This is a genomic window from uncultured Desulfovibrio sp. (assembly GCF_944324525.1).
Lineage (GTDB): Bacteria > Desulfobacterota > Desulfovibrionia > Desulfovibrionales > Desulfovibrionaceae > Desulfovibrio.
In genome coordinates this window covers 64,886-90,741 of the sequence record NZ_CALUWS010000003.1, presented here as the reverse complement: position 1 = coordinate 90,741, position 25,856 = coordinate 64,886, and the positions used below count along the sequence as shown (strand labels likewise).

Below are 25,856 nucleotides of genomic sequence, written 5' to 3'. Positions count from 1 at the left end.
GCTCCAACACTCTTTGTTGTCTGTTGGGGGAAGGGGGGGCTTCCCCCTCAAAAAAGCGTAATGAATCCTGAGTCTAGCGGGCGGGCTTTTCGTCGTCACGGCGCAGGACAAGCGAATCCATGACCATGTCCAGACACTGGGGATAGCGCTTGCGCGGGTCGCTGACGGTCAGCAGCAGGTAGCTGCGCGCATCATGGAGGAAAAGCGCCGTGGTCCGCACGCCATCACGCATGAATTCAAAAAGATAGGCATCATCATTGCGCTGTTGCGGTTCGCTGCCTGAAAAATAGCGGACATATTCCTCAAGCACCTCTTTGGCCGGGCGTTTTTCCGGCAGTGTGGCGTAGATGATGACGGCTGCGGCGTCGCCGTCAGGGGCACGGAGGATGAGCATGTCCTCCGGCTGTTCCTCCACAGTCCAGCCCTGCGGGACGAGGACGCCGAAGTGAGGGAAATCCTGCGCGTGGAGCGGAACGGCCGCCAGCACGAGCAGCAGGCAGAGCACGGCAGTCAGGTAGCGGGAAACCGACCTTGCCGTGACGTGCGGACGTGGAGCCGGACGGGCGGGGACGCCGGGGAACGCCGTCCTGTGGTACGGGGGCCGCAGCAGGCGTGCGCTCATGGCGTTTCGTTCGTCCGGTCGGGTCATGGAGTCCGCAAAGGCTGCCGGAAGGCGGGACAAGGCTTATTTTTCCTTGAGGCTTTTGAGCATGGCCTCGATGGTCTCCTGGTGCCTGCCCGCCTCGTCGTTGACGGTGATCAGCAGAAAATGATCTTTCCGGGCGCGGAAGATGGAGCGATGGCTGATGCCGTTGCGGACATACTGGAAGCTGTATTCGTCGTCAGCCGTTTTCTGCGGTTCGCCGGCTCCGAGTTCCTTGGCGAAGATGCGTACGACTTCCTCGGGGCTGAGATCTTCCAGCTTTTCGATGGCGATGGTGACGGCGGCTTCGTTTTTGGGAGCTATGACGGCAACGGTGCCTTCCTCCCCGGTGGAGGCGGTCCAGCCCTGGGGAACATCCATGCTGAACCTGCTGAAATCCTGAGCAGCCACGGGGCTGGACAAGGCAAGGAGCAGAGCAAGGGCAGGGAAGCAGCGACGAATGTTCACGTGATCCTCCTGATGGCGAGGGTTGGGGATGTGCCTCCCCTATCTACATGAAGGAAAAGCCGCTTGGCAATCCCCCGTTGCGCCGCGCCGCGCAACGGCAATGCGCCGCACGGCAGCGGGCCGGAGCGCATTTTTCCTTGCGTGGCGCGGTCGGCCCGCGTATCATACGCCGGAATTGTCATTGGAGCTGCTTTCTGTCCGCGCGTGCCGCCGTGTACAGTCTGAAAAGACTGCGTGCATGACAGAACAGCCTGCCCGTCCCGGCGCCGGGCCGGGATATTACCAGCAAGGTTTCAGAGAAGCAGATGAGCAAGGAACAGATCACGGTCAAAGGCTATGTGACCGCCGTACCGCGCGGTACGGATGCACGTCAGGCGCGTGTGGCCATCGTACAGGACGATGTGGAATACCGCATCATCCCGCGCGGGGCCGGGGTGGACCTGGATGATGAGGTGAGCGTGCCGGTGGAAGTCACGGGCCTGCTGGAAGTGGCCGACGAGGTCTCCTATCTGATGGTCCGCGGCTATACCGTGCTGGAAGACGACTCATGGCTTGAAGAACAGTAATCGTTTCGCGGCCGTACGCGGGTCGCGTCCATATCAGGGGAAAGGCTCGCCCTTTCGTAAAATGCTCCGCCGGATGTCGTCCGACATCCGGCAGGGGCATTTTTCATTTCTTGCCGGTCATCCCCCTCCGACGGCAGGGCGCAGGTATCCCGCCTTCGCTTGCGGTCCGTCCCCGTGCCTGTCTCAGAACAGGGAGAGATGTTCCTGCGTCTGGCGGGTGCGCGCCTTGAGCGTGGACTGATGGAAGGCATCTTCCACCAGACTGAGGAAGGGCGAGGCAGGCAGGCGCAAGCTGTGCCCGTAAAAGCTGCGTTGCGCGCAGCGGCTGGCGTAGACGCCCTGCGCGGCGCGGGTAAGCGCCACATAAAGCAGGCGGCGCTCCTCTTCCAGCAGCTCTTGCGGTATTGCGCTCTCCACGTGCTGTCCCATGAGGACTTCCCGGCGCAGAGGCAGCAGGCCGTCCTCCAGACCGGGGAGGAAGACCGCACGGAACTCAAGCCCCTTGGAAGCGTGCATGGTCATGATCTGCACATGCTCCGTGCGGGCACGCAGGGATTCGGCTTCCTCCTCCCAGACCAGAAGGCGCAACAGTTCCGCCCAGCCGCCGCTTTGCCGCCAGAGACGGCAGAGCTGCCGCCAGGCCGGTTGCCGCAGCAAAAGGCCGCCGCGGGTGCTGTCCAGCTTCAGGAGGTTGCAGAGCCGTTTGCCCGCGGCATCGGGCGGCAGGGCGTTTCCTTCGGGCGCGGCCAGGGCCCGCATCAGCTCCTCGCAGGTCAGACGGCTCCCCTCCCCGCTCAGGCGGCTCGCGGCCTCGCTCCATGAGGACGGCACGCATCCCGCCATGCCTTCGGCCTGCGCGGCGGCAAGGAGGACGGCACGGCAGAAATCGTCCCGGCCGCAACTTTCCTCGGCGGGAGCGCGGCAGGGGATGCCCGCGGCCTCAAGGGCTTCCCGGATGACCGGGATCTGCGCCCTGATGCGTACGAGCACCGCCATATCGCCGGGAGAAAGCGTGCCGTCCAGCACATTGCCCGTGGCGTCCCCCTCTCGGTGCAGGGTAAGGGAGGACCCGCCCAGCAGCCGTACCATATGCCCGGCGATCCAGCGGGCCTCGGCCTGCGGCGTGGGCGCGGCAAAAAGATGCAGACTGCTGGCCAGCGGACGAACGGCATGCAGCGCGCCGCACTGACCGCGCTGGCGCAGGATGCGGCGTGCGGCATCCAGGACGCCCTGCCCCGCCCGATAGCTGCGGGCAAGGTGGAAGACTCGCAGTGCGGGCCAGATGGCGCGAATGCTTTCTTCATCCTGCCCCTGAGCGCCACGGAAGCCGTAAATGGCTTGATCGGGGTCGCCGATGCCGAAAAAGCCGCAGCCGTCTTCCGGCAGGAGCGCGCGTACGATGGCGAGCTGCTTGGGGGAAAGGTCCTGGATCTCGTCCACCAGCACCTGTTGCCGGGCAGGCGCTTCCCCGCGTTTGACGGCCAGCAGGAAGTCGTCCAGCAGATCGGCGTAGTCATAGAGACGCGGCGTATGCCGCTGTTTGGCGGCGTCATAGGCGCAGGCGGCGGCATGCCACGGCTGCGAAGGCGCGCCCAGCAACGGCAGCTCTCCGGCATCGGGAGGCAGGCGGCGGCCGTGCAGTTCCTTTTCCCGCCAGAGGGCATAGGCCTCGAAATGGGCGCGGGCCTCCTCGCGACTCAGTGCCGGACTGGCCATGTGGAAAAGATCGCGTGCCGCCTCATCCGAAAGCAGGACGGCGTGTGGGTCCTGCTGCTGCAGGTGGCCCCAGGCCAGCGCGTGCAGCGTATCGCAGGCGGGAAGGACGTCTTCCGGCCCGGCATGGTCCGCAGTCAGACGTTCACGCATCTCCGCCGCGGCCCGCCGGGTGAAGGTGATGGCCAGCAGTTCGCGGGGAGCGATGCCCTGCCGCAGCAAATGGCGCAGGCGGCCCACCAGCACGCGCGTCTTGCCCGCGCCCGGCCCGGCGAGCACAAGCACGGGCTCCGGTCTTGCCGTGAGGGCCGTCAGCTGTTCCTCGGAAAAGACAGGGCCGCTTTCCTCATCCGTCTCCGGCGTGGCCTGCGCGTCCAGGTCTTGCCGGAAATGGCGGATGTCTTCCGCCGGAGAGGCGGCAGGCTGCTCCGGCGTCCCCGCGCCGCTTTCCAGCAGGGGCAGAGCGGGAGCGGCGGTTTTCCTGCGTGCCGCAGCGGCTTTGCGCCGGCTGGGCTGGCCGTGCAGCTCGGCGGCCTCTTCGGGCGTAAAGACGCGCACGACGCCGTATTCGCCGTCATAGCCGCCCTCTCTGTGCACCTCGCCGCGCCGCATGCGGCCCACGGCCTCGGCCAGTGCATCCCAGCAGGTGGCGATGTCGGACAGCGGCAGATGGCAGAGGATGTCCATATCCGAGCCCAGCGTGCGCAGGAGCCGGGCATATCGCTGCTGCACCTTGCGGGAGCCCGCGCCCGCGCCCAGCAGTTCTCCCACCAGTTCCGGCAGGGGGATAAGCGGATGCACGTCCGGTTCGTGGGCAAGCCGGGCGGGCTCTTCCCTGTCCGCCAGTTCCCAGACGCGATGCAAGACGCCGATGGTGAGCGGCTTGCCGCAGACCGGGCAGATATTGTTGCAGGCCAGGGCCTCGCGCGGCGTCATGACGACCTGACAGGCGCGATGTCCGTCCAGATGGTACTTGCCCTCTTCGGGATAGAATTCCAGGGTGCCGAGGAAACGGCAGTCCTGCCCGTCCTGCGCTTCGCGGCGGGCCGCGCGTCGCAGGGCCGAAAACAGGCCTTCATAGCTGGGAGCGCCCGCGAAAAGGTTGGCCTCGCGGCCGAGGTTGGCCCCGGAGTGGGCGTCGGAATTGGAAATGAGCGCGTAGCCGTCCAGCGCGCTGACCAGACGGTTCATGGCCGGATCGGACGAAAGGCCCGTCTCCAGCGCAAAAATATGGGAGGAAAGGTCCCCGAAGCAGTCCTCCAGCCGGTCGAATCCCGATTTGGAACCGAAAAGGGCGAACCACGGCGTCCAGACATGGGCGGGTACGAGGACCGATGCCGGGCAGACCTCAAGACAGATCTCCAACAGGTCGCGGGAGTCCAGTCCCAGGATGGGACGGCCGTCCGAGGCGAGGTTGCCGATGCTTTCCAGACGGCGGGAAAGCTTGTCCGCATCTTCCAGCGTGGGCACGAAGACCAGATTGTGTACCTTGCGCACCTTACCGTGGCGCTTGTAGATGGAGCTTATCTCCGTCTGCAGGATGAAACGCGGCTCGGCATCGTGCAGCAGGCCGCCGTCCCCTTCCAGGAAATCGGGCGTTTCCGTTTGCCCCTGCCGCAGGCGGTACAAACCGCTGTCCGCATCCTCCACGAGCTGATCACGCAGTTCCTGCCGCCACTGGGGATGGGTGAAGTCGCCGGTACCCAGCAGGTCGATGCCCTTGCAGCGGGCCCAGGCCGCCAGATGGGCGGGGGTAAGCTGCCTGCTGGTGGCGCGGGAAAAGCGCGAATGTATGTGCAGGTCGGCAATAAAAGACATGGTGATGCTCCTGAGCGCAGGCGATGGCCGGACGCCCGTCCGGCGGGACGTCCCCCCAATGTGCCCGGATACGCGCCGCATGTCATCTGTTTTCGGGCGGAGGCCGCCGCAGGCCGGAAAGGAAAGCGGCGGAGGAGGATATCCCCTCTCCGCCGCTGCTCATGGCGTTTTTGCCGACCGGACTGCGGGTGCGGCCCGCCCGGCGGGAAGATGTCCGGGAATGCGGGGCTTATGGTTCCACATAGCGCAGATTGCCCACCGGCATCTCCGATACCCAGTCCACCAGCGGGGCCATGCGCTTGAGCACGAAGGTGCCGTTGCCTGCGGGCTGGGCCAGTTCACGGAAGCTGCCGCCGACCACATAGACCCGCCAGTCCCCGCACGGCAGGCGGTGACTGCTGATCTCTTCAAGAACGTAGTCCCGGGCCTGATCGGCCGTGCAGAACAGGTGGAAGTCGTGCACCAGCGGATCCAGCACCACTTCCGAGCCGCCGGCGATCTCGATGATATAGTTGCCGGGCGCGAAGGTATAAGTCTTTTCGCAGTCTTTGGGAAAGAGCGTGTCCTCCTGCTTCTGCCGGGCGCCGCAGGCCGCGAGCGCAAGGCAGCAGAGGCAAAGAAGGGCGGGAAGGAAGCTCGGACGGATCATGGTGGCTCCTTTGCGGCGCACGGCCGTTAGCTGTACTGGCCCGTGCGGTTCATGTCGACAAGACGCTGGATACGTTCCTCGATGGGCGGATGCGTGCTGAAGAGATTGTTCATGCTGCCGCCGAAACCAAAGACCGGCTTGACGATGAACATCTGCTCGGTGCAGGCGTTGCCGCTGTGCAGCGGCAGGGCCCCGGCGGCTCCGCTGAGCTTGTGCAGGGCCCCGGCCAGCGCCAGCGGCTGTCCGCAGAGCCGGGCGCCGGTCTCATCGGCAAGGTATTCCCGAGAGCGGGAGATGGCCATCTGAATGAGGCTCGCGGCGATGGGCGCCAGGATGGCCAGCACGATGGCCGCCAGAGGGCTCGTGCCGCCGTTCTCGCCGTCGCTGTTGCGGTTGCCGCCGAAAATGGCGGTGAATTGCAGCATGTTGGCCAGCATGACGATGACCGAACCCATGACCCCGGCAATGGTTTGTATGAGGATGTCCCGGTTGGCGATGTGCGCCATCTCATGGGCAAGGACGCCCCGCAGCTCCTCCGGCGAAAGGATGCGCAGGATGCCGTCGGTCACCGCAACCACGCCATGTTCCGGATCGCGGCCGGTGGCGAAGGCGTTGGGGGCTTCTTCGGGGATGCTGCAGATGCGCGGCTTGGGGACTCCGGCCCGCCGGGCCAGATCTTCCACGATCTGATGCAGCCAGGGGGCTTCCGAGGGACTCAGCTCTCGTGCGCCGTACATGCGCAGGACGATGGAATCGGAGAACCAGTAGCTCCCGATATTCATGACAAGGGCCAGGCCGCAGGCGATCACAAGGCCGGTGCGTCCTCCCACGAGGCCGCCCATGCCGATGATGACGGCGGAAAGCAGGCCGAGCAGAAGGATCGTTTTTATTTGACTGGTCATGCAGACTCCTTGGAACGGTTACGCCGCCAGGGCGTTTCCTTTCCACTATAAACACTGCCCAGAGAGCCCGCAAGTCCTGACGGCGGCCCAATTATGTAACAGCATGGCAACATGCGGCGGGCACGGACGGCCGCCCCGTCTATGTCCCCCGGTTCTGGCGGCGCTGCGCCTCCAGCCAGAGCTGCAGCACGAGCAGCGTCCAGAGCGGCTTGCGCATGTCGGCCCGGCCGCTGAAGTGCGCCTCCATGAGGGCGCGTACGGCCTGCGGCGCGAAGATGCCCTGCTGCCGCAGCCGGGATTCGCCGAGCATCTCCTCCAGCAGCGGCCGCATGCGTCCGCGCAGCCAGGCGGCCACGGGGATCTGGAAACCCCGCTTGTTGCGGTGCAGGATCTCGGGCGGCAGCACGTCGGCAAAGGCCCGTTTGAGCAGATACTTGCGCTTGAAGCCGCGCAGCTTGTGACGTATGGGCAGGCGCGCCACGAATTCCGCGGCGTCCCTGTCCAGGAAGGGGGCCCGAACTTCCAGGGAATGCAGCATGGAGCAGCGATCCACCTTGACCAGGATGTCGTCCAGCAGATACTGCCGGGCGTAGACGTGGAAGGCGCGGGCCAGCGGGGCGGGCCCGGCGGGCCAGTGCTCGAAGTGCTCCCGGGTGGGGGCGAAGAGGCGTTCCTCCGTCAGGAAGGCCGTATCGGGATGGGCCAGCAGCTCACGCTGCGCCGCGGGGTCGAGGGCCGTCAGCAGGGTCTGCACGCGGAGCCAGTCCGGCGCATGTGCCCCGCGCAGGAAGGTCTGCACCGCAAGGCGCGGATTGATATAGCCGGAGGAGGACGGCAGCAGGCGGCAAAGCGGTTCGAGGATCCCCCGCCGCAGGCAGCCGGGCAGCGCGTTGTACCAGGTGGCGACCTTGTAGCCGATATAATGCTCGTAGCCGGCCCAAAGCTCGTCGGCCCCGTCGCCGCCCAGGGCCACGGTGACCTTTTCGCGGGTCACGCCGGAGAGCAGCCAGGTGGGGGCCACCGAGGCATCCGCCATGGGCACGTCCATGCGGCTGATGATCTGCGGCAGATGTTCGGCGCACTCCTCGGCGGAAAGGATGCGCTCATGGTGATCGGTGTTCCAGCGCCGGGCCACGATGCGGGCATAGCGGCTCTCGTCGTAGCTGGCTTCCTGAAAGCCGATGGAAAAGGTCTTGATGGGCGTGGATGACTGACCGGCCATGAGCCCGGCCACGATGGACGAATCTATGCCGCCGGAAAGGAAGACCCCCAGCGGGACGTCGCTGATCATGCGGCGGCGGACGGCGCGGGCCAGCAGTTCGTGATAGGCCGCGCAGATCTCTTCCTCGCCGCGGGCATCCTGCTCGTCAGGAAAGGGGAGTTCCCAGTAGCGTTCCAGCCGCAGCCTGCCCTCGTGGATCTCCAGCCAGTGTGAAGGCGGCAGGGAGGCCGCTTCCGCATACATGGTCTGCGGCGTCGGCACATACTCGTAGGCCAGATAGCGCATGAGGGCTTCGGGCGAGAGCGTGAAGGTCAGCTCCGGGAGCGTGGTGAGCGCGGTCAGCTCGGAGGCGAAGAAAAAGCGGCCCTGCTGGAGCGTATAGAAGAAGGGCTTCTTGCCGAAGCGGTCCCGGGCGCAGAAGAGGCGCTTTTCCTGCGCATCCCAGAGAGCAAAGGCGAACATGCCGTCGAAGTGACGCAGGCAGTCGTGGCCCCAGACCTGCCAGCCGGCAAGGATGATCTCCGTATCCGACGTGGTACGGAACCGCTGCCCCCGCGCTTCCAATTCCTTGCGCAGTTCCGGGAAGTTGTAGATTTCGCCGTTGAAGGTCACATGGTAGCGGCCGTCGGCGCTGTGCATGGGCTGCGCGCCGCCGGCAAGGTCGATGATGGACAAGCGGCGATGCCCCAGACACACGCCGTCGCCGCTCCAGACGCCCTGACCGTCAGGCCCGCGATGCCGCATGGCGCGGCACATGGCGTCCACCTGGGCGGCGGCGTTTTCCGCAAGGCCCGTACCGCCGCAGAGGCATATGCCCGCAATGCCGCACATCAGGCCTTTCTCCCGGCATGGTGCGCGGCGAAGATCTCCGCCAGCCTGCGGCTGTTGGCCTCGGGATCGAACATCTTTCTGGCCAGTTCCTGCCCCTGTCTGCCCAGCCGGCGGGCCTCGTCGGGATGCTCCATGCACCACTGGATGGCGTCGGCAAGAGCTTCGGGGTCATTGGGCGGGACGGTCAGGCCGGTCTCGCCGTTGCGGACGACTTCCGGCAGGGCATGGATGTTGCTGCTGACCACCGGCATGCCGCAGGAAAGGGCCTCGATGACCGTATTGGGTATGCCGTCCCGCCTGCCGGAAGGATGGATGACGCAGGGCGCCACGAAGATGTCATGGGCCATGAGCAGCCGGGGCAGTTCGTTGTGGCTGACGAGACCGGGGAACTGGACGCGGTTTTCCAGACCGAGCTGCGAGCGCAGGGTCTGCAGGCGCTTTTCCTCCCGGCCGAGGCCGAAGCGGTGTCCGCCGCCGGCCAGCGTCAGCGTGAACTGCCGGCCGCGCTGGGCCAGGATGTCGCAGGCCCGGAGCAGCACGTCAAATCCCTTGGTCACGTCAAAAAGGCCCAGGGCCAGCAGTCGTACGGGCATCCGCAGCGGGGCCGGGCATGTCGCCTCGCCGCGCAGGGTCAGGCAGTTGTAGACGAGTTCCGTCTTGTCCCGCGCCACACCGCCGGCAAAGGCTTCGGCGCGTTCCTTGTCGGCGGCGTTGTTGACGCGGACGAAGAGCGCCTCCCGCAGCTTGTCCGCCAGATCGGGATCGGCCGGGGCCAGATCGCCGCCGCGTACGGCGACGGCGTAGGGGATGCCGGCAAGCTGTGCCGCCACACGGGCGGCGGTGGCCGTGCCGCGCGGCCACGGCGCGTAGATCATGTCCATACCGTCTTCCCGCAAGCGTCGCGCCAGAAGAAGGCCGGCAAAAAAGGCCCAGCAGTTTTCGCCCAGTGCCTCCCAGGACGGCCAGCGGCGGAAGAGCGCCTGCCGGAACAGGCGGAACAGGCGCCGCGGATGGGTGCAGAGCTGGGCGGCCAGCTCCCGGAAAATCTGCGGCAGGGCGCGGATGCCGAGCGTACGGGTCCGTGCGACGGAGTCAAGCATCTCGCTGGAGCAGTATTGCCGGCTGGGGCCATACAGGCTGTAGACCGTCAGCGGCAGATGACGGCGCAGCTGCTCCACCTCGCGGAAAATGAAGGGCTGAGTGAACAGCGGATACCAGAGGAGGACGACCGCCACATGCGGCAGACCGGCAGGCAGAGGGCTATTTTCAGCAGCAGGGATCATGTTCATGCAAACTCCTGGACACTGGGCGGGACGACGCAGTTTGTTTCGCCGGGAAGGACGCTTCACTCCGCGCCTGTCGGTAGCGGGCGGACTGAGATGGAGAGACCCCTCTCTTCCTTATCAATGCTGGCAGCCAAGAGCTGCGGTCGGCCCATGTCGTTCTAGTCGTCCTGCGGCGGCAGACCGCGGGTAAAGAGCCAGACATCCGGACGCGAGGCCCGCCAGTCGGCATACTGCTCGGCGTAGAGCTCCGCCAGCTGCCGGATGTTTTTTGCGCTGTCGAACATCTCCAGCACCCGTTCGCGTCCGGCTTCGGCCATGCGCCGCGCAGCCTCCCGGTCGGAGAGCATGCGGCGCACGGCGTCGGCAAGAGCGGCGGGATCCCGCTGGGGAACCAGCAGGCCGGTCACGCCGTCCTCGATGACTTCCCGTATGCCGCAAACGTCGGTGGCCACCACCGGCATGCGGCAGGAGAGCGCCTCCATGATGACGTTGGGGATGCCGTCCCGGTCGCCGTTGGTGTGCACCACGCTGGGCACCACCAGCATGTCATGACTGCGCATGTATTCCCGTATGCGGTCGTTGGGCACGAAGCCCGGCATGTCCACCACGCCCTCCAGCGCCAGACGGCGGCGCAGGGCATGGAGCTTGCGCCGCCAGCCGCCGTCACCGACCAGCGTGAGCTGCACGGGGACGCCTTCCCGGCGCAGGCGGGCCATCATGGTCAGCAGTTCGGGGAAGCCCTTGGTGCGGCAGAAGCGGCCCACCGCCAGAAGTCGGAAGGGCGGCGTGAAGGGCATCTCGCATTCCGTACGCTGCCCTAGGGTCAGGCCGTTGTACACGGCATGCACCTTGTCCTGCTCGTCCGGCGGGCAGAAGCTCTGCAGCCACGGCACATTGGCCATGTTGTTGGTGCGGATGAAGAGAGCATCACGGCATTTTTCGCGCAGGATGCCGTCCTGCGGGTAGATGTCGCCCGCCCGCCCGGTAAAGGCGAAGGGGATGCCCGATATGCGCGAAGCCACCCAGACGGCCGTGGCGCAGCCGTTGCCCCAGGCCGAGTGCAGCAGCTCCACCTTGTCGCGCCGGGCCTGCTCCGCCAACAGGAAGCCGGCCAGGAAGCACCAGACGTTTTCCCCCAGCGCCTCCAGATTGCGCATGCGCCGGAAAAGCCCTTCGCGCATGAGCCGCCAGACCGCGCCGGGATCGCACCTCAGCGCCCGGAAGAAGGCGCCGAGGATGCGGGCTGTGCCCTTCACTCCCAGGCGCAGGATGGGCAGGGGACATTGCCGCATCTCCTCGCTGCTGCCCTTGAGCCGCGTGCCGTACATGGTGTAGACGCGCAGCGGCATGCCCAGGGCGGCAAGGCGCTGCACTTCGCGGAAGATGAAAGTCTCGGACGACAGCGGGAACCAGAGCAGCACATAGGCCGTCCGCGGCAACCGTTTCGCGAGGTCGGGGTCCGGTGAAACGGGAAAAGACGTGGCGGGATCCGTGGACATGGCGACTCCTGAGCGGTATTGGCCGGAAAAAGAGGAAGGGCCGGAGCGGCGACGCCCGGCCCCGACAGCTAGAGCTTTTTCAGTTCGGAACGCAACGCGTTTCAAACCATACGGCCTGTGGTTTTGCGGAAAACCTCTTGTTTTTCCGCCTACGTTAGGCCGGGCGGCGCTGTGCCGCCGTCTCGCGCTTTGCCTTTTTCAATGGCAAAACGCTCTAGTCGTCCGCGGGATCCTCGAGATGTTCCCGCTTGTAGGTGGCGATGATCTCCCGGGCCTTGGGCAGCTCTTCCGTCACGGCGTCCAGCGCCTGCCGTATCTGTTCTTCGGAATGCGCGGCGGAAAGGAAGAAGCGCAGCCGCGCTTCGCCTTCCTTGACGGCCGGGAAGGTGATGGGCATGACGTAGAGCCCGCGCTTGAAGAGCAGGTTGGCCAGGACCCCGGCGGCCATGGAGTCCCCCACCATGACGGGCACGATGGCGTATCCCTGGGCCGCGCCGGTATCCAGCCCCTTGCTCTGGGCATATTCAAGAAAATACTGGCTGATGCGCTGCAGCTTGTGGACGCGTTCAGGCTCGCGCAGCATGAGCTCCAGAGCCTTGTTGCAGGCCGCGGCCACGATGGGCGGCATGCCGACGCTGAACACGAAGCCCGGCGAGCCGTAGCGGAGAAATTCCACTATCTCGCTGCTGCCCGCGATGAAGCCGCCGCAGCCGCACATACTCTTGCTGAGGGTGCTCATCCACATGTCCACTTCATTGGCGTCGATGCCGAAATATTCGTGAGCGCCGCGACCGGTGGCGCCGAGCACGCCGAAGGAGTGGGCCTCATCCACGAGCAGCATGCAGTCATACTGTTTCTTCAGGCGGATGAGGCGGGGCAGATCCGGGATGTTCCCGTCCATGCTGAACAGGCCTTCGGTCACGATGACGGCGCGCTTGTGCTTCTCGCGGTGGGCCTTGAGCAGGTTCTCCAGCGCATCGCAGTCATTGTGGGTGTAGGAATAGCGCTCCGCTCCGGAAAGGCGCGCCCCCTGCATGAGCGAATTGTGGGCCAGCCCGTCGTAAAAGATGGCGTCGCGGGGGCCGAACATGAAGCCCAGGGTGGAGACGTTGGTGGCATGCCCGCTCACATAGGCGATGCAGTCCTCCACACCGTAGAGCCGGGCAACGGCCTGTTCCAGCTGTCGGTGCGGGGGGCGCTCGCCGCCCACGAGGCGGCTGGCCCCGGCGGAGGAGCCGAACAGGCGGGCGGCCTCGGTGACGGCCTCGGTGATCTCCGGGTGCGTATTGAGATCCAGATAGTCGTAGGTGGAAAAGTTGAGATATTCCTTGCCGTCTATCTGGGCCGTGGCTTTGGCGGCACGGTCATGGCAGAGAAAGAGGGGGTTTTCCAGCCCCATCTTGGCGCCCATTTCCACAAGACGGGCAAATGAAAGTTTGGAGCGCATGCGGTTGAAGCCGGATGCGGCGCTTTCAGATGCGGCGGCCTGGGAGGTTTGCGGGTCTTTCATGCTGTCATATCCTCAAAAAAATAGGTGTGGGGACGGTGAGGTACGAGCGGCTTTTCCGCCCCTTGCTGCAAATTTGTATCAATTCAGCGTAACTTATGTGACGGCACATGGCAAGTGAATTGCCGGGATGCCCGTCTGGCCGGAAAATTTCCCGCGGCAGCATTCTGGACTAAGGACCCCGTTCTTGGCATACTGAAGGAAGAATCCTCTTTTTCCCAGTAAATCAGCATGAAACAGATCGTCGCTCTGCCTGTGTCGCTTGTTCTGGTGGCGGCTCGTACCCTTTCGTCCGCGCAAGGGGATGTGCCGGCCTGTCTTTCCGCCCTGCTCGAGGAGGCCGCCGCTTTTCGGGAAAGCCTCGCGCACAGGGACATCTGGTGGTGCGTGTCCGTGCCTTCAGCGGAGAGCGAACGCCTCCGGGAAGAGCTCACGGCAGCCTGCACGGCCGCCGGACTGCCCCAGCCCCAGACCCGGCAGCTCAGCGCCGGGAGCCGTGAGGTGACGGAACAGCTGGGCGAACTCTCCGAAGCCCTGTCCGAAAGCCTGGCCGGATGCGTCTTTTTCCACCTTGAACAGGACGGGCAGCCGGCCATCTGGCTGCTGGGCAGAGGCACGGACACCCGGCGGGCCCGCGCGCTGGCCGCCCTGACGCCGTTCACGGTGGAGGGCGTCATCTCCGCGGAACTTGAGGAGGGCGACGTCATCCGCCGGCTGGGGGCCTGCCGTCCCGACTGGCGGGAATCTCTGCTCGCCGTGGGACGCGCGCCCTTTGCCGCCGATACGCAGGTACGGCAGGCGGCCCTGCGCGAACTGGCCCAGCGGGGCGTCTGGCTGGGCAGCGGCGAGGCCGCGCCGCTGGCGGTCATGTGCTGCGGCCAGGGCAGCGTCTGGCCGGGCATGGGACGCGAGCTCTACGATCAGTTCCCGGCCGCCCGGGCGGCCATGGACCGTCTGGCCGCCGTGGCCGACTGGGACGTCCTTTCCCTGCTGGACGAGCGGGACGAGGAAAAGATCGGCCTCACCCGCTGGCAGCAGCCCTATCTCTTTCTGCTGGAATACGCCCAGTGGAGCCATCTGGCCTCGCTGGGGCTCAGACCGTCCCTGATGTGCGGGCACAGTCTCGGCGAGCTCATCGCCCTTTGCCTTGCCGGGGTCTACGAGCCGGAAACGGCCTGGTACATCCTCGACACCCGCGCGCAGCACATGGCGGAACTGGAAGCCCGCGCCACGCGGGAAACGGGCATGATGGCCGTGCATGCCGAGGCGCAGCTCATCGAGGAGGCGCGCCGCCTCTGGCCCGCCCTCTACGTCTCCAACTACAATACGCCCAGGCAGTATATCGTCAGCGGCCCGCGGGACATGCTCATGGAAGCCCGCAAGCATTTTCGCAAGCAGCGCCTGCCGGCCATCATGCTCAACGTCAGTCTGGCGTTCCATCATCCGGGCATGCGCGTTCTGCGCGACATGTCCCTGCGGCGGCTCAACGCGCTGGCCATGCAGGCCCCGCAGCTCCCCCTGCTGAGTTGCGTCACCACCGGCTTTTATCCGCAGCGGCAGCGGGAGATCTGCGAGCATATCGCCGATCTTGACGAGAACGCCGTGCGCTGGGTGGAATGCGTCCGGCAAATGTGGGAGCGGGACGGCATACGGCATTTCGTGGAACTGGGCCCGCAGGATACCCTGTGCGGCCTCGTGACGGATATCGAAGCGCGCAGCCTGTGCCTTTCGGCATCCCGCAAGGGCAACGAGGCCGAGGGGCTGCGCCGGACGTGCGCCCAGCTCCACGCGCTGGGACATCTCTCCGCCGCGGGGCTGAAAGCGCATGCGGCCCGCTGGGAAGGCTCGGCCGCTCCGGTCGCCGCGCACGCCTCCCCCACTCCGCAGGCGGCCGCCGCCATGCCGCCGCTGGGGCCGCTGGCGCGCCGCATCATCGCCCTGCTCGAGGAAACGGCGGGCCTGCCCGCCGGCAGCGTGACGCCGCAGTGGGATCTGCGCTACGACCTTTCCCTGCGTTCCAGTCGCTTTCCCCTGCTGGTGCAGCAGCTGGAAGAGGTGCTGGGCCGCAGCGTCTCCTTTGAGGCGCTCATGGGCGTGCTGACGGTGGGCGATCTGCTGGCCGCCGTCGGTCTGGCCGCTCCCGTAGCAACGGCTGAGGGACAGGCTCCGGCGGAGACCGGCCCCACGGATGCCCTCGATAGGCGTCCCTTCCTGCGCTATGCCGTGGACGGGGAAGGGCATTGGCATCCGGCGGCCTGGGATCCCGTATCGCAGGGGCCGGGCGTCCGACCCGGCGGGGCGGTGCTGGTCTGGAGCGATGACGGGGAGCCTGCCGCCCGGCTGCTGGAAGGCCTGGCCGCACTGGGGCAGACGCTGGTCATCCCGCCTGCCTGCGAGACGGCCTGCCGCCGTCTGGAACGGCTGGGCTGCGCGGTGCGCTGTCCCGCCCCGGCGGGAGAGGCCGCGTGCGCCTCCCCGGAAGGATTTTTGCGGGCCGGGCTGGCCCTGCTGTCGGAGACGGAGACGCCGCTTTCCGGCTGCCTGCTGCTGGATCTGACCGATACGGAGGCGGAAGCGCAGGCGCTGAGCGTGCTGCGGGAGCACGGGGGAGCGGACTTCTGGATCCGGCGTGTCCGCAGCCTTCGGCCCGAAGAACTGGAGACCTTTACCGCCGCCGCTGTACGGAAGGCGGCGGAGGAGCCGCCCATGCTGGGCATGCTCGAGGACGGCCTGCCCCCTCTCGCGCAGGAATGGGGCGACATGTTCGCGCGGGAGGTCCTGCTTGCCGGGGAGCCCGTCGTCCTGTGGGCACGGGCTGAGTGTCTCGGCAGCCTCTTGCCGCAGGGAGCGCAGGAGGCCGCGCTGCGGCTGCAGCCCTGGCGCGAGCGGCCCGAAGTCTTTCCGGGCCTGTTCGCCCGGCAGCAGCCGCCCCGGACGGCATCAGGACGGGATTTCCTGCTGAGCGGCGAGTTTTCGCGCTATGCCCGAACGTGGCTGGCCACCTGCGGCGGCAAGCCCGGAACGGATCTGCCCTGCCTGCCCGCGAGCCAGGCCCTGCGGTCTTTGCTCGACGGGGCGCGCATGGCCTTCCCGTGGCTGTGCCCCAACGGCCTGTGCGACGTGCGCCTTGGGGAACCGCTGCCGCTGCCGCCGGGGATCACGCGGGAGACGCGTCTCGATATCCGCGCCCGGAGCTGGCTGCGGCAGGACGGCGTCATGACGCGCATGTGCCACTGCCGGCTGGAAGCCTGCGACCTCACCGCCAACGGGCGGCATACGGACCGCTGGCTGCCCGTCATGGAAGGCATGGCCCTGCTGGGGCGCGCGGCCGCCGCCCTGCCCGCGCTCTGGAAAAGCGGCAGCGGGGCCGACACTGCCGGGGCGGACGGGACGCGGACGGAACAGGATGGCGGACTTGCCGGTTTTTATGAGCGCCGCGCGACGGGCGCGCCTTCCCGCCTGCTTGAGCGGATGCTGCCGGACGGGGAAGGCTTCACCGCCGGCGGGGACGGCGACGCGGCCCAGCCGACGCTGCGCTTTGCCCTGCACAAGGATGCCGTTGCCCCGGAAGGCTTTTCTGGATATACAAGCCTCCTGCGGCTGGTGGATGCCGTGGAACAGGGGGCGTGGCTCGCGCAGGAGATGCTGTTCGATGCCGATGCCTCGAACTGGAAGCTGACCGGGATCGGTTTCATCCGCTTTGCCGGGGCCGGCGGCGGTCCGGCGGTGCTGGAACTGCGCTGCGGCTGGCGGACCGGCCAGCTGCGGCGTTTTGACGCTCAGGTATGCGATGACGTGGGCGTGCCGCTGCTGACGCTCAATCAGATGGAATTTGAACGGATATTGCCGGCCTAGATGGCCGTGGCGTGCGTGGCCGGAGAGTTAGGCCTTTTCCGGCGCAAGGAGTGAGGGGAGCAATGAAGAAAGCAAGTCGCCTGTTGGCTGTTGCCCTGCTGTGCCTGGGGACCGGGCTGACAGCCTGCGCGTCCAGCAAGGCCGGCATGGATGCGCCGGAGCTGCCCGCGCGGCACTGGCTGGAGGAAACGCCCGGCGTTCCTGTGGAAAAAAAGGACAAGCTTGATGCCGCGGTGACCAATCTGTACGACCCGGCCAAGAAGTTCACCTTTGAGGACTGCGTGTTCCTGACCATCCAGCAGTCTCCCCTGCTGGTGAACAGCGCGGTCAATCTGGAGATCAAGCGGCTGGCGCTGACGGATGCCGTCTGGAAATACCTGCCGGAGCCGCGCATGTCTCTGGCCGTCACCAACAACCTTACTTCTTTTAACAAGAACGAGCCCGACATCCCCGGCGACTACGCGCGTACCAAGCTGCGCGTGGGATTTTCCGCGGCCTTCCCCAATCCGGTAGCCACCTACTTTGAGCATCAGGTGCAGAAGCTCATGGTCAACCTGGCCATCTCCACGCACCGCAAGGCCGTGGGCGAAGCCATCTACAAGATCGCCAGCGCCTACATGCGTCTGCATGCCCAGCGGCTCATCCTTGCCGAGCAGCAGAAGCTCCAGCCCGTGGCCAAGGAACTCACCGCCTTCTGGAAACAGCTTGAAAGCGTGGACGGACGTCAGGGCGTTTCCCTCAACCTGGCCACCCAGCATGAGCGGGAGCTGGAACTCCGGCTGGAAAAGGCCAAGATGCAGGAAGTGATCCAGCTGACGGAGCTGAAGATCCTGGCCGGCGTGGATCCGCAGCAGAAGCTCAATGTGGACACCCAGTCCGCCGAACACATCCTCAGGGGCTTTGACGGCCGCAAGCTCAAGTGGGAAGACCGCTGGGCAAAAAGTGAGGATGATCTCCTGCTGCGCAGCCAGATCAAGCTGGCGGACTACAACATCATGGTGGCCTGGGCCGCTTATGTGCCGGACATGCGCATCGACATCAACAACGTCCCGCCGGCCGGTCAGGCTCAGCCCACGGGCGGTACGGACGATACCTTCCTGCACCTGACCTTTGATTTCCCGCTCATCGACTGGGGACGGCGCTATCGCGGCGTGCAGACGGCCCGCATGCAGAAAGCGCAGGCCTACAACCAGCAGGCCCGCAAGCGGACGGACTATTCCAATACCTGGCTGCAGGCCGAACAGCGCGTATCTCTGGCCGAGACCAATCTGCGTCTGGCCCGTCTCAATCAGGAGACCGCCAAGATGCAGTATACGGAAGCCAAAGTTTCCTTTGAGCAGGGCCTGACCGAGCTCCCGGAAGTGGCGAGCCGGCAGGAGGCCCTGATCCAGTCGCAGATCGCGCTCATAGAGGCGGAGCTCGAATACCGCCTCGCCAACCTTGAATGGATGTACGTGGCAAGCCTGCTGCAGGAAAACTTCCTCGGGCTGCCCGGTGGAGAATAAGCCATGCATCATACGCTGCGTTCCGGCTTGCTGGCCGTCATCATGGCATTGTGCTTCGTTCAGACCGTCCCGGCGGCTGAGATACGCCTGACCGGCAAGGTGGTCACCACGGTGACCCGCGCCGCTCCCATGCCTTTCAACGGCATTGTGGACGAGGTGCTCGTGCGACCCGGCGATGCCGTGGAGCAGGGAGCGCCCCTGCTGCGCTACCATCTGCAGGAAGAAGCGGCCCGTATGCTGCAGCGCGAGCTGATCACCGGCGCGGCGACCGAGGAGGAGCGCGGCCAGATCCTGAGCCTGCGCCAGCAGCAGACCGAGATCGAGGCCCAGCGCAACAAGGCGCGGCAGCTAGTGGCTTCCGGGCTGGGGTCGCGGCAAGCCTCCTCGCGTCTGGAGGCCAGCTACGAAAGCATCCAGAACCGCATCGAACTGCTCAAGATCGCCATCGACAAGCGGGAAAAGACCTTTGCCGCCCGGCTCAAAGAGCTGGAAGGCTACTTCGGCCAGAAGCTCGATCCTCGTGGCGATCTGCCGGAGACGCTGACCCTCACCTCCCCCATCAACGGATACGTCCTTGCCGTGACGGCGGAAACGAGCCCCGGTTCCCTGCTCAGTCAGGGCAGCATGCCCGTCAGCGTGGGGCAGCTCAATCCGGTGATCATCCGCGTTCCCGTCTATGAGGCGGACGTCAACAGCATTGCCGTGGACGATGTGGCCACCGTGCAGATCCCTTCTCTCAAGGACAAGGAATTCATGGCCACGGTGAGTGAGATCTCCTGGGCGTCCACGGACATGAACGTCGGCAATCCCTCCTACTATACCGTGGAGCTTACGGTTCCCAATCCGACGCTTGAGCTGAAGCCCGGCTTCAAGGCCATCGTCCTGTTCAACAAGTAGGGCATGAAGCTTACCCGACTCACCCGGCAACTGGGGTATATCCTTGGCGCGCAGTGGACGCGGGATCTCTCGTGGACCATCTTCACCATCCTGCTTGCCCGGTACAGCAAGGATATGATGGGCATGCTCAGCACGGCGCTGTCTGCCGGCTATCTGGTCAAGACCGCCGCTGATGTGGGACTCAATGACTTTCTGCTCTCGTCCTTTGCCCGCCGGGAAGGCCGCCCCCGTGAGCTGCTGGGACAGGCCACCTGGCTCAAGTGCTGTGCGCTGTTCATTGCGCTTGCGGTCACCTGGGTTCTGGTGCTGCCCAGGCCGCCGGAACAGCAGATTGTGATGCTGCTCATTGCGGCGGGCTTCGGGCTGGACGGCGTCACGGATTCCTTTTTTGCGCTCTGCCAGGCGCGTGGACGGCAGGATGTGGAGATGCGTATCCGCATCCCGTCGGCTCTTATCGGCATAGGCTACGGGATTGTGTGCGTCGTTTTTCAGCTCCCCATGCTGGCCATTGCGCTGTACAAGCCCATTGAATCCGTCTGCTGTGCCGGGCTGGCCGTCTGTGCGCTGGGGCACAATCCCCTGCGGCGGCTGACCCTGGCCGCACTCAAGGATTTGGCCCGCAAGATGAAAGGCGGCGTCATTTTCACGCTCATGGCCGCCTGCACCATGTGCTACAACAAGATCAACGTCTTTTTTCTTGTGGATTCGTACTCCACGGCTAAAGTCGCCTCCTACAGCGTTGCCTGGGAAACCGTGGACGGTCTTTCCGTGCTGGTATCCAGCGCCCTGCTCGGCAAGGTCATCTTCCCCCTGCTGGCCCGCTACTGGCGGGAAAACCGCGAGGCTTTCCGTCATCTTGCCGGTCAGACCGCCCGTTCGCTCTGGGCGGCGTCCCTGCCGGTGATTTTTCTTATCTGTGTGGAGAGCGACCGCTTCCTGCCCCTTGTCTACGGGCCGGAATATGCGGACGCCGTTACGGCGCAGCGCCTGCTGACGCCCTGTCTTGCCACGGCCTTTCTGCACAATCTGGCGGCCTATGCCATGATCGGCATGCGCAAGCACAAGCTGTTGCTGTACTTTTACCTGAGCGGTCTGGCCGTCAACATCATCTGCTGCCTGACGCTCATCCCCGCTCTGGCGGTAGACGGAACCGCGCTGACCCTGACCATTACCAAGGTCTGGGTGGCCATTCTGACGGTGGGGTATTTTCAATGGGTGGCCCGCCCCATGAGCTTGCGGCAGTGGGGGCTCATGCTGCTTTCCATCGGCGCATGCCTCGCGCTCTGGTACGGCATTTCCCAGGTGGCCAGACGGGAGGTGGCCGAGCTTGCCGGTCTTGTCCCCCTGCTCTTGCTGTTCTGGCGCTGGCGGCCGCCGCCGCCCTTCGAGCGGACGCAAGCCCAGACAAGCGCGCAGGCCTGACGCCTCCTGCCGAAAAAAACAACTGCCGGGGAAAGCTCGTACGCGACGAGACCTATTCCCGGCAGTCCTTTTTTCTGTGCAAGCAAGACCGGCATTTTGCCTTTGAAAAGGGCAAAACGCCAAGCATTTCAAAACATGCGGCCTGGCTTACCCTTTTCAAGGGGAAAGCGAACTAATGTAATTTTTGTAAATAATTTCAATAGATAAGTAAAATAAGCCGTATACGCTTCGCTTGCCTTTGGAGGAGGGGCAGCTCGTGTACCCAACTCTTCTATCGGCAAAAGCGCGCTGGGGAGGGAAGGGGGGGAAGGGGAACACCTCCCGCGCCGGCGGCGACCGAAAGGCGGCCCGCAGGGCCGTGCCTGTTAGGCCGCAAGGCCTTACAGGCATCGACAGCAGAGCGCGACCGAAAGGCGGCCCGTAGGGCCGTGCCTGTTAGGCCGTAAGGCCTTACAGGCATCGACAGCAGAGCGAGGGGTTCCCCTTCCCCAAAAACAGGCAATAAAGAGTCTTAACAGGCCCTAGCCGCCCTCCTCGTCCCGGAAGCGTCCGACGATGCAGTCGTCCAGATCGCGCTTGGGTACGTAGTGGATGCCTTCCGCATCCCGCCAGTAGCTGACGGAACCGTCTTCAGGCAGGGGGACGACGCGCCGTTCCTCCCTGGCCACGCCCAGTCCGAGCATGAGCTCGATCCTGTAGCCTGCGGGGACGGCAAGCAGCTCCTGCAGGCGGCTTTTCTGGAAACTGGCGATGATGCAGCAGCCCCAGCCGCGCGAGGTGGCCGCGAGCTGTATGGTCTGGGCGGCGATGCCCGCGTCGATGAAAGTCAGCTCGCGCGCTTCATCGGGGACCAGCAGGGCCATGAAGCCGGTGGGCCGTTCGCCGGGATGCGGGCCGCCCCAGTCCTTGAGCGCGCCCGCCCAGACGGTCAGCGGCAGGATGTCGCCAACCATGCGCCCGCTGACCAGCACATAGCGCAGGACCTGCGCATTACGCGCGGACGGGGTGAGGCGGGCGCAGTCCGCCAGCCATTCCAGATCGCTCATGTGCAGGGGGCTGTCTTCCACAAAGCGGCGGCAAGTGCGTGCCGCGGTGACCAGAGCCTTGAAATCCATGCGGGTCTCCTTGCGGTAAGGTGTCGTGAACCGTCGGCGATGCCGGCAGCCAGCGGAACCCGCGCGAGGCGGGCGGCTACAGCAGCGCCAGCAGGAACCAGAGCTGCGTCAGCTCGATGTCCGCGCCCAGAAAATCCCCGGAAAGGCCGCCGTGGGCAAGCGCCGTCCGGCGCAGCCGGCCCTGCAGCGGGAAGTGTCCCGCCAGCAGGAGGAGGCACTGCCACAGGGGCGTCCCCGCCAGCCAGGCCAGCAGCAGCATGCCGCACAGCCAGGCACGCTGCTGCCGCACGAGGCGCGGCGTCATGGCCGAACAGACGAGGCGGCCGAGGCTGCCGCCTCCTTGCGGCGGGGCCGATGCCGCCAGCAGCAGAGAGCAGGCGCGCCCCCAGCCCGGCGCCAGCACGAGCAGCAGCCAGTTGCCCTGGGCCGCATGGGCCGCGGCCAGCAGGAGAGCCCCGGCAAGCCCGGAACAGACGGCCAGCGCGCCAAAGGCCCCCAGCCGACTGTCCCGCATGATCTGCCAGAAGCGCTCCCCGGCGGCGCCGCTGCCGCAGGCGTCAGCCAGATCGGCCACGCCGTCCCAGTGCAGGGCACGCGTGGTCCAGAGCAGGGCCAGCATCCAGAGCCAGCCGGCCACGAGCGGACAAAGCGCAGGCGGGACCTGGGCCACGTCCGCAAAACGCAGGGCCGCGAAGGCCAGCCCGGCCCAGAGCAGGCCCAGCGTCAGACCGGCGGGAGCGAAGCCTGAAAGACAGGCCTGGAAACGGCCTTCCGTCTGTCCCGGCCGTACGACGAGACGGCTGAGGAAGGACAGAGCATCCAGATAGCGTGCCGCCGGGCCGTGGGCCTGGCGGCGGCAGGGATCAGGCATGTTCCTGCCGGTGCTTGAAGGCCAGCGAATAGAGGTGGTGAAAAAAGTCCACATATTCGACGGTGACGTGATCAGGAACCTTGATGCGGGCCGGAGCGAAATTGAGGATGCTGGTGAGGCCGGCGTCCATGAGATGCTGGGCCGCGCGCTGGGCCCGCTCCGGCGGCGTGGTGATGATGCCGATCTCGATATGCTGCTCGGTGACGATGCTGCGCAGGTCCTTGGTGCAATGCACTTCGAGGCCGTGCACGATCTCCCCGATCTTGAAGGGATCGCAGTCGAATATGCCGACGATGTTGAAGCCGCGGGCGCGGAACTCGCCGTGGTTGAGGATGGCCTTGCCCAGGTTGCCCACGCCGACCAGCGCCATGCGCCACTCCCTGTCCACTCCCAGCGCCGACGTGATGGAAGCGATGAGCGAGGTCACATGATAGCCCACGCCGCGTATGCCGAACTCCCCGAAGTAGGCAAGATCCTTGCGGACCTGCGAGCCGTTGACGCCGCAGGCCTCGGCCAGGGGATTGGACGAAATGACCTCCACCCCGTCGCGGGAAAGGTTTTCCAGCACCTGCACATAGGTGGCAAGGCGCTGGATGGTGGCACGGGGGATATGTTTGCTTTTGGGCTGGTTGACCATGAACGTGTCCTGTGGGAGAGCCGCCTGCTCTGTTGTGAAATAAAGTTTTTGCAACCGTACTGCAATTTTTTTCACCGTGCAAGCAAAGAGCTGCGGGCAAATATGAAAAAGATATTCATTGCCGCAGACTAGGCCTGTTAACGCTATCCGGTGACTGTTTTGGGGGAACTGTCGGGGACACGAGCCAAGCCAGCCCCAAAGACATGTGGAGCATGAATGGCGTATCTGTCTTATATATTGAAAGTATTTGCAAAGTTTGAATTGGCAGGCCTGGTGGAGGACGGCTGCGGCCTGCAGGCGTGTCGGGCATAAAAAAAGGGGGGCCGAAGCCCCCCGGGACACGTCGTGGCGGTCAGCGTTTACGCATAGGGGTTGGCGTACAGCAGGATGAAGCTGATGACCAGCGCGTAAATGGCCAGCGATTCGATGAAGGCGAAGGCCAGGATCATGGTACCGGTCACCTTGCCGCTGGCATCGGGATTGCGGGAGATGCCTTCGGTGGCGCCTTTCAGACCGAGACCCATGCCGATGGCGCAGCCGAAAGCGGCGATGCCGATGCCCAGGGCGGCGGCCAGGCAGGCCGTGCCGAGGGAGGCGGAGTCGAGCTGGTTGGCGGCAAAGGCCATGCTGGCCATGCCGAGCAGAGCCACCGTATTCAGCAGGGTGAGAAGAAGTTTGCGCATCGTGAACTCCTTGAACGGTTTATTGTTGGGTCGCAAGCGACCATTCCCCACAGAAGGACGGGTCTAATGTTCCGGGGCTTCCAGAGCGCCCTTGATGTACACCATCGTCAGGATGAAGAAGACGAAGGCCTGCATGGTCTTGCCGAGCAGGAAGAGGGCGTAGATCGGGATGGTCCCCAGGATGGGCGCCATGACGAAGAAAAGGATCATGACGATCTCTTCGCCGCGGATGTTGCCGAAAAGACGGAGAGACAGCGAGACCGGCCGCGAGAGGTGCGACACGATCTCCAGCGGGAACATGAGCGGCACGAGGAACTTGGAAGGGCCGGTGAAGTGATGGACATAGTGGGCCTTCCACTTCCAGAGGCCGACGGCATTGTAGAAGACCAGCACGAAGAGAGCCATGCAGACCGTGGTGTTCAGATTGGCCGTGGGCGCGTCGAGGCCCGGGATGAGGCCCATGATGTTCATGGAAAAGATGTAGATGAAGATGCCCGCCAGCAGGGGGACGAACTTGCGTCCCGTCTCGCCCATGCTGCCGCAGACGAAATTCTCTATGGTGTCGACGATGGCCTCGAAGACGTTCTGCAGGCGGCCCGGCACCAGCGTAAGGCGGCGGCGGACGATGAGGGCCAGGACGAAGAGGACGGCCATGCAGACCCAGGAATAGAAGACATGCTTGAATTCCACCGCCTGGCCATTGATGATCACTTCATCCATGTCCAGAAAGGTGGAGAGCAGTACCGGATGCGGCAAACCACCAGCCATAGGAGCCTCCTCTTGTGCGTCGTTCCTGCCGGGCGACGCCGGTATGGGTTCAGCGCCGCGCGGCGCGAACGTAACTTGCAAGGGCAATGACTTCGGCAAGCACCAGACCGGCCACGAAGGCCATTGGCGAGGCCCTGCCCACGACGAGGACCAGATAGACCACACCGGCCCCGACGATCAGGCGCAGCCCCCAGCGCATCAGCAGCAGGGGCAGCACCGCCATGCCGTTCTCACCCAGGGAGCGGCGGAGAAAGAAGCGCGCCAGCTCCCAAAAAATCCATGTCATCAGCGCACAACCGGTCCCGGCCCAGAACACGGCCTCTCCCAACCCCGCGATGACGAGCGCGCCGCCGGTCAGCAGCAGCAGCGCGGACGCCAGAAGGAGGTTGCGCAACAGCGGCAGGATCTGCAAATGACAGATGCCGCGCCGCCATAACCAGCCGTCCAGCCGGGGCAGGATGCCGCACACGGCCTCAGGCGTCTTCATGCTTCCGCTCCGCCGCCGTGGCGGGCTGTGCCGGCGAGGCGGCCTCCTCCGCGGGCGGCTGCGCATCGGCGGAAAGCGGCGCATCGGGCTGAAGTCCCTTGCGCCGGGCGTCCTCACGGGCCATGCGGTCCAGCAGGCGGCGGCTGTCCCGATAGACGTTGAGAAAACCCGCCCCGACGCCCACGAGCAGAAAGATCAGCTTGCACCAGGGGCCGGTCTCCAGCCAGACGTCCAGTCCGTAGCCGATGGCCACGCCCACCAGCGGCCCGCTGACCATATGCAATCCGATGACCCCGACATTCCCCATGAATTCGAGGCCACGCTGCTGTTGCCGCAAAATTTCTCTGAAGGACATGCAAACCCTGTGTCTGTCGTCCGGCGGCCTGTGCCGCACCTGCCAATGGTCGCCTGATACCCTACCAGCGGCAAGGAAAATCGTCAATGTGCATTGCGCGGCGTGCCTTGGGGCCTTGTCAGGGCCGTGCCTGTTGGACTGTAAGACCTTGCAGGCA

General features: G+C 65.3%; 21 protein-coding genes. 5 read left to right on the top strand and 16 right to left on the bottom strand.

Going from position 1 to position 25,856, the window contains the following annotated elements:
• Positions 1–73 precede the first annotated feature (73 nt).
• Entirely contained in the window at positions 74–622 is a 549-nt protein-coding gene (locus tag Q0K12_RS01850) for a hypothetical protein (protein WP_297259866.1), read from the bottom strand.
• Positions 623–685: 63 nt separating this feature from the next.
• Positions 686–1,111 carry a hypothetical protein gene (locus tag Q0K12_RS01845; protein WP_297259864.1) on the bottom strand — a complete coding sequence of 142 codons (426 nt, stop codon included), beginning with the start codon at positions 1,109–1,111 and terminating at the stop codon, positions 686–688.
• Between the two features lie 305 nt (positions 1,112–1,416).
• Here Q0K12_RS01845 and Q0K12_RS01840 point away from each other — a divergent pair, with 305 nt between their 5' ends.
• Complete coding sequence (locus tag Q0K12_RS01840) at positions 1,417–1,677, top strand: hypothetical protein (RefSeq protein WP_297259862.1); 261 nt, start codon at positions 1,417–1,419, stop codon at positions 1,675–1,677.
• Between the two features lie 183 nt (positions 1,678–1,860).
• Here Q0K12_RS01840 and Q0K12_RS01835 read toward each other — a convergent pair whose 3' ends face one another.
• The 7 genes from Q0K12_RS01835 to Q0K12_RS01805 all read right to left on the bottom strand — a co-directional run bounded on the left by Q0K12_RS01835 (position 1,861) and on the right by Q0K12_RS01805 (position 13,107).
• Positions 1,861–5,208, bottom strand: coding sequence for a UvrD-helicase domain-containing protein (locus Q0K12_RS01835; RefSeq protein WP_297259859.1), 3,348 nt, complete (start codon positions 5,206–5,208; stop codon positions 1,861–1,863).
• Between the two features lie 229 nt (positions 5,209–5,437).
• Positions 5,438–5,857, bottom strand: a complete 420-nt coding sequence (locus tag Q0K12_RS01830; RefSeq protein ID WP_297259858.1) for a DVU_2496 family lipoprotein — start codon at positions 5,855–5,857, stop codon at positions 5,438–5,440.
• 26 nt (positions 5,858–5,883) lie between these two features.
• Positions 5,884–6,759: a zinc metalloprotease HtpX gene (locus Q0K12_RS01825; protein WP_297259856.1), complete on the bottom strand. Its 876-nt coding sequence runs from the start codon at positions 6,757–6,759 to the stop codon at positions 5,884–5,886.
• Between the two features lie 139 nt (positions 6,760–6,898).
• Positions 6,899–8,812 carry an asparagine synthase (glutamine-hydrolyzing) gene (asnB, locus tag Q0K12_RS01820; protein WP_297259854.1) on the bottom strand — a complete coding sequence of 638 codons (1,914 nt, stop codon included), beginning with the start codon at positions 8,810–8,812 and terminating at the stop codon, positions 6,899–6,901.
• On the bottom strand, positions 8,812–10,101 hold the full coding sequence (locus Q0K12_RS01815) for a glycosyltransferase family 4 protein (protein ID WP_297259851.1): 1,290 nt from the start codon (positions 10,099–10,101) through the stop codon (positions 8,812–8,814). The genes asnB and Q0K12_RS01815 overlap by 1 nt, the downstream gene beginning before the upstream one ends.
• Positions 10,102–10,256: 155 nt before the next feature.
• Positions 10,257–11,597: a glycosyltransferase family 4 protein gene (locus Q0K12_RS01810; protein WP_297259850.1), complete on the bottom strand. Its 1,341-nt coding sequence runs from the start codon at positions 11,595–11,597 to the stop codon at positions 10,257–10,259.
• Positions 11,598–11,811: 214 nt separating this feature from the next.
• The gene (locus Q0K12_RS01805) at positions 11,812–13,107 is read right to left on the bottom strand and encodes an aminotransferase class I/II-fold pyridoxal phosphate-dependent enzyme (protein ID WP_297259848.1); all 1,296 of its coding nucleotides are present in this window, start codon (positions 13,105–13,107) and stop codon (positions 11,812–11,814) included.
• 228 nt (positions 13,108–13,335) lie between these two features.
• Between Q0K12_RS01805 and Q0K12_RS01800 the strand changes: the two genes are divergently transcribed.
• From Q0K12_RS01800 to Q0K12_RS01785, 4 genes are all read left to right on the top strand, one after another.
• Positions 13,336–16,959, top strand: coding sequence for an acyltransferase domain-containing protein (locus Q0K12_RS01800; protein WP_297259847.1), 3,624 nt, complete (start codon positions 13,336–13,338; stop codon positions 16,957–16,959).
• 62 nt (positions 16,960–17,021) lie between these two features.
• The gene (locus Q0K12_RS01795) at positions 17,022–18,464 is read left to right on the top strand and encodes a TolC family protein (protein WP_297259845.1); all 1,443 of its coding nucleotides are present in this window, start codon (positions 17,022–17,024) and stop codon (positions 18,462–18,464) included.
• A gap of 3 nt (positions 18,465–18,467) precedes the next feature.
• Entirely contained in the window at positions 18,468–19,361 is an 894-nt protein-coding gene (locus Q0K12_RS01790; protein ID WP_297259843.1) for an efflux RND transporter periplasmic adaptor subunit, read from the top strand.
• A gap of 3 nt (positions 19,362–19,364) precedes the next feature.
• Positions 19,365–20,783 (top strand): oligosaccharide flippase family protein, encoded by a 1,419-nt coding sequence (locus tag Q0K12_RS01785; protein ID WP_297259841.1) that lies wholly within the window; start codon positions 19,365–19,367, stop codon positions 20,781–20,783.
• Positions 20,784–21,304: 521 nt separating this feature from the next.
• On the opposite strand, the gene Q0K12_RS01780 is transcribed toward Q0K12_RS01785, so the two are convergent.
• From Q0K12_RS01780 to Q0K12_RS01750, 7 genes are all read right to left on the bottom strand, one after another.
• On the bottom strand, positions 21,305–21,898 hold the full coding sequence (locus tag Q0K12_RS01780; protein WP_297259840.1) for a nitroreductase family protein: 594 nt from the start codon (positions 21,896–21,898) through the stop codon (positions 21,305–21,307).
• Between the two features lie 76 nt (positions 21,899–21,974).
• Positions 21,975–22,769 carry an adenosylcobinamide-GDP ribazoletransferase gene (locus tag Q0K12_RS01775; protein WP_297259838.1) on the bottom strand — a complete coding sequence of 265 codons (795 nt, stop codon included), beginning with the start codon at positions 22,767–22,769 and terminating at the stop codon, positions 21,975–21,977.
• Positions 22,762–23,406 (bottom strand): redox-sensing transcriptional repressor Rex, encoded by a 645-nt coding sequence (locus Q0K12_RS01770; RefSeq protein WP_297259837.1) that lies wholly within the window; start codon positions 23,404–23,406, stop codon positions 22,762–22,764. Before Q0K12_RS01770 ends, Q0K12_RS01775 begins: the two co-directional genes overlap by 8 nt.
• A gap of 359 nt (positions 23,407–23,765) precedes the next feature.
• Positions 23,766–24,089: an ATP synthase F0 subunit C gene (atpE, locus tag Q0K12_RS01765; RefSeq protein WP_297226851.1), complete on the bottom strand. Its 324-nt coding sequence runs from the start codon at positions 24,087–24,089 to the stop codon at positions 23,766–23,768.
• 63 nt (positions 24,090–24,152) lie between these two features.
• A complete protein-coding gene (gene atpB, locus Q0K12_RS01760; protein ID WP_297259835.1) occupies positions 24,153–24,857 on the bottom strand; it encodes a F0F1 ATP synthase subunit A in 705 nt (234 codons plus the stop codon).
• 49 nt (positions 24,858–24,906) lie between these two features.
• A complete protein-coding gene (locus Q0K12_RS01755) occupies positions 24,907–25,344 on the bottom strand; it encodes a hypothetical protein (protein ID WP_297259834.1) in 438 nt (145 codons plus the stop codon).
• Positions 25,331–25,699 carry an AtpZ/AtpI family protein gene (locus tag Q0K12_RS01750; RefSeq protein WP_297259832.1) on the bottom strand — a complete coding sequence of 123 codons (369 nt, stop codon included), beginning with the start codon at positions 25,697–25,699 and terminating at the stop codon, positions 25,331–25,333. The genes Q0K12_RS01755 and Q0K12_RS01750 overlap by 14 nt, the downstream gene beginning before the upstream one ends.
• Between the last annotated feature and the right edge of the window lie 157 nt (positions 25,700–25,856).

What these genes read in the sequence shown, in the direction of transcription:
- Q0K12_RS01825 (WP_297259856.1), bottom strand. Translation starts at nt 6,759, where the DNA reads ATGACCAGTCAAATAAAAACGATCCTTCTGCTCGGCCTGCTTTCCGCC.
- Q0K12_RS01795 (WP_297259845.1), top strand. Translation starts at nt 17,022, where the DNA reads ATGAAGAAAGCAAGTCGCCTGTTGGCTGTTGCCCTGCTGTGCCTGGGG.
- Q0K12_RS01755 (WP_297259834.1), bottom strand. Translation starts at nt 25,344, where the DNA reads ATGAAGACGCCTGAGGCCGTGTGCGGCATCCTGCCCCGGCTGGACGGC.
- Q0K12_RS01780 (WP_297259840.1), bottom strand. Translation starts at nt 21,898, where the DNA reads ATGGATTTCAAGGCTCTGGTCACCGCGGCACGCACTTGCCGCCGCTTT.
- Q0K12_RS01770 (WP_297259837.1), bottom strand. Translation starts at nt 23,406, where the DNA reads ATGGTCAACCAGCCCAAAAGCAAACATATCCCCCGTGCCACCATCCAG.
- asnB (WP_297259854.1), bottom strand. Translation starts at nt 8,812, where the DNA reads ATGTGCGGCATTGCGGGCATATGCCTCTGCGGCGGTACGGGCCTTGCG.
- Q0K12_RS01850 (WP_297259866.1), bottom strand. Translation starts at nt 622, where the DNA reads ATGAGCGCACGCCTGCTGCGGCCCCCGTACCACAGGACGGCGTTCCCC.
- Q0K12_RS01785 (WP_297259841.1), top strand. Translation starts at nt 19,365, where the DNA reads ATGAAGCTTACCCGACTCACCCGGCAACTGGGGTATATCCTTGGCGCG.
- Q0K12_RS01815 (WP_297259851.1), bottom strand. Translation starts at nt 10,101, where the DNA reads ATGAACATGATCCCTGCTGCTGAAAATAGCCCTCTGCCTGCCGGTCTG.
- Q0K12_RS01810 (WP_297259850.1), bottom strand. Translation starts at nt 11,597, where the DNA reads ATGTCCACGGATCCCGCCACGTCTTTTCCCGTTTCACCGGACCCCGAC.
- atpB (WP_297259835.1), bottom strand. Translation starts at nt 24,857, where the DNA reads ATGGCTGGTGGTTTGCCGCATCCGGTACTGCTCTCCACCTTTCTGGAC.
- Q0K12_RS01830 (WP_297259858.1), bottom strand. Translation starts at nt 5,857, where the DNA reads ATGATCCGTCCGAGCTTCCTTCCCGCCCTTCTTTGCCTCTGCTGCCTT.
- Q0K12_RS01800 (WP_297259847.1), top strand. Translation starts at nt 13,336, where the DNA reads ATGAAACAGATCGTCGCTCTGCCTGTGTCGCTTGTTCTGGTGGCGGCT.
- Q0K12_RS01750 (WP_297259832.1), bottom strand. Translation starts at nt 25,699, where the DNA reads ATGTCCTTCAGAGAAATTTTGCGGCAACAGCAGCGTGGCCTCGAATTC.
- Q0K12_RS01840 (WP_297259862.1), top strand. Translation starts at nt 1,417, where the DNA reads ATGAGCAAGGAACAGATCACGGTCAAAGGCTATGTGACCGCCGTACCG.
- Q0K12_RS01805 (WP_297259848.1), bottom strand. Translation starts at nt 13,107, where the DNA reads ATGAAAGACCCGCAAACCTCCCAGGCCGCCGCATCTGAAAGCGCCGCA.
- Q0K12_RS01790 (WP_297259843.1), top strand. Translation starts at nt 18,468, where the DNA reads ATGCATCATACGCTGCGTTCCGGCTTGCTGGCCGTCATCATGGCATTG.
- Q0K12_RS01775 (WP_297259838.1), bottom strand. Translation starts at nt 22,769, where the DNA reads ATGCCTGATCCCTGCCGCCGCCAGGCCCACGGCCCGGCGGCACGCTAT.
- Q0K12_RS01835 (WP_297259859.1), bottom strand. Translation starts at nt 5,208, where the DNA reads ATGTCTTTTATTGCCGACCTGCACATACATTCGCGCTTTTCCCGCGCC.
- atpE (WP_297226851.1), bottom strand. Translation starts at nt 24,089, where the DNA reads ATGCGCAAACTTCTTCTCACCCTGCTGAATACGGTGGCTCTGCTCGGC.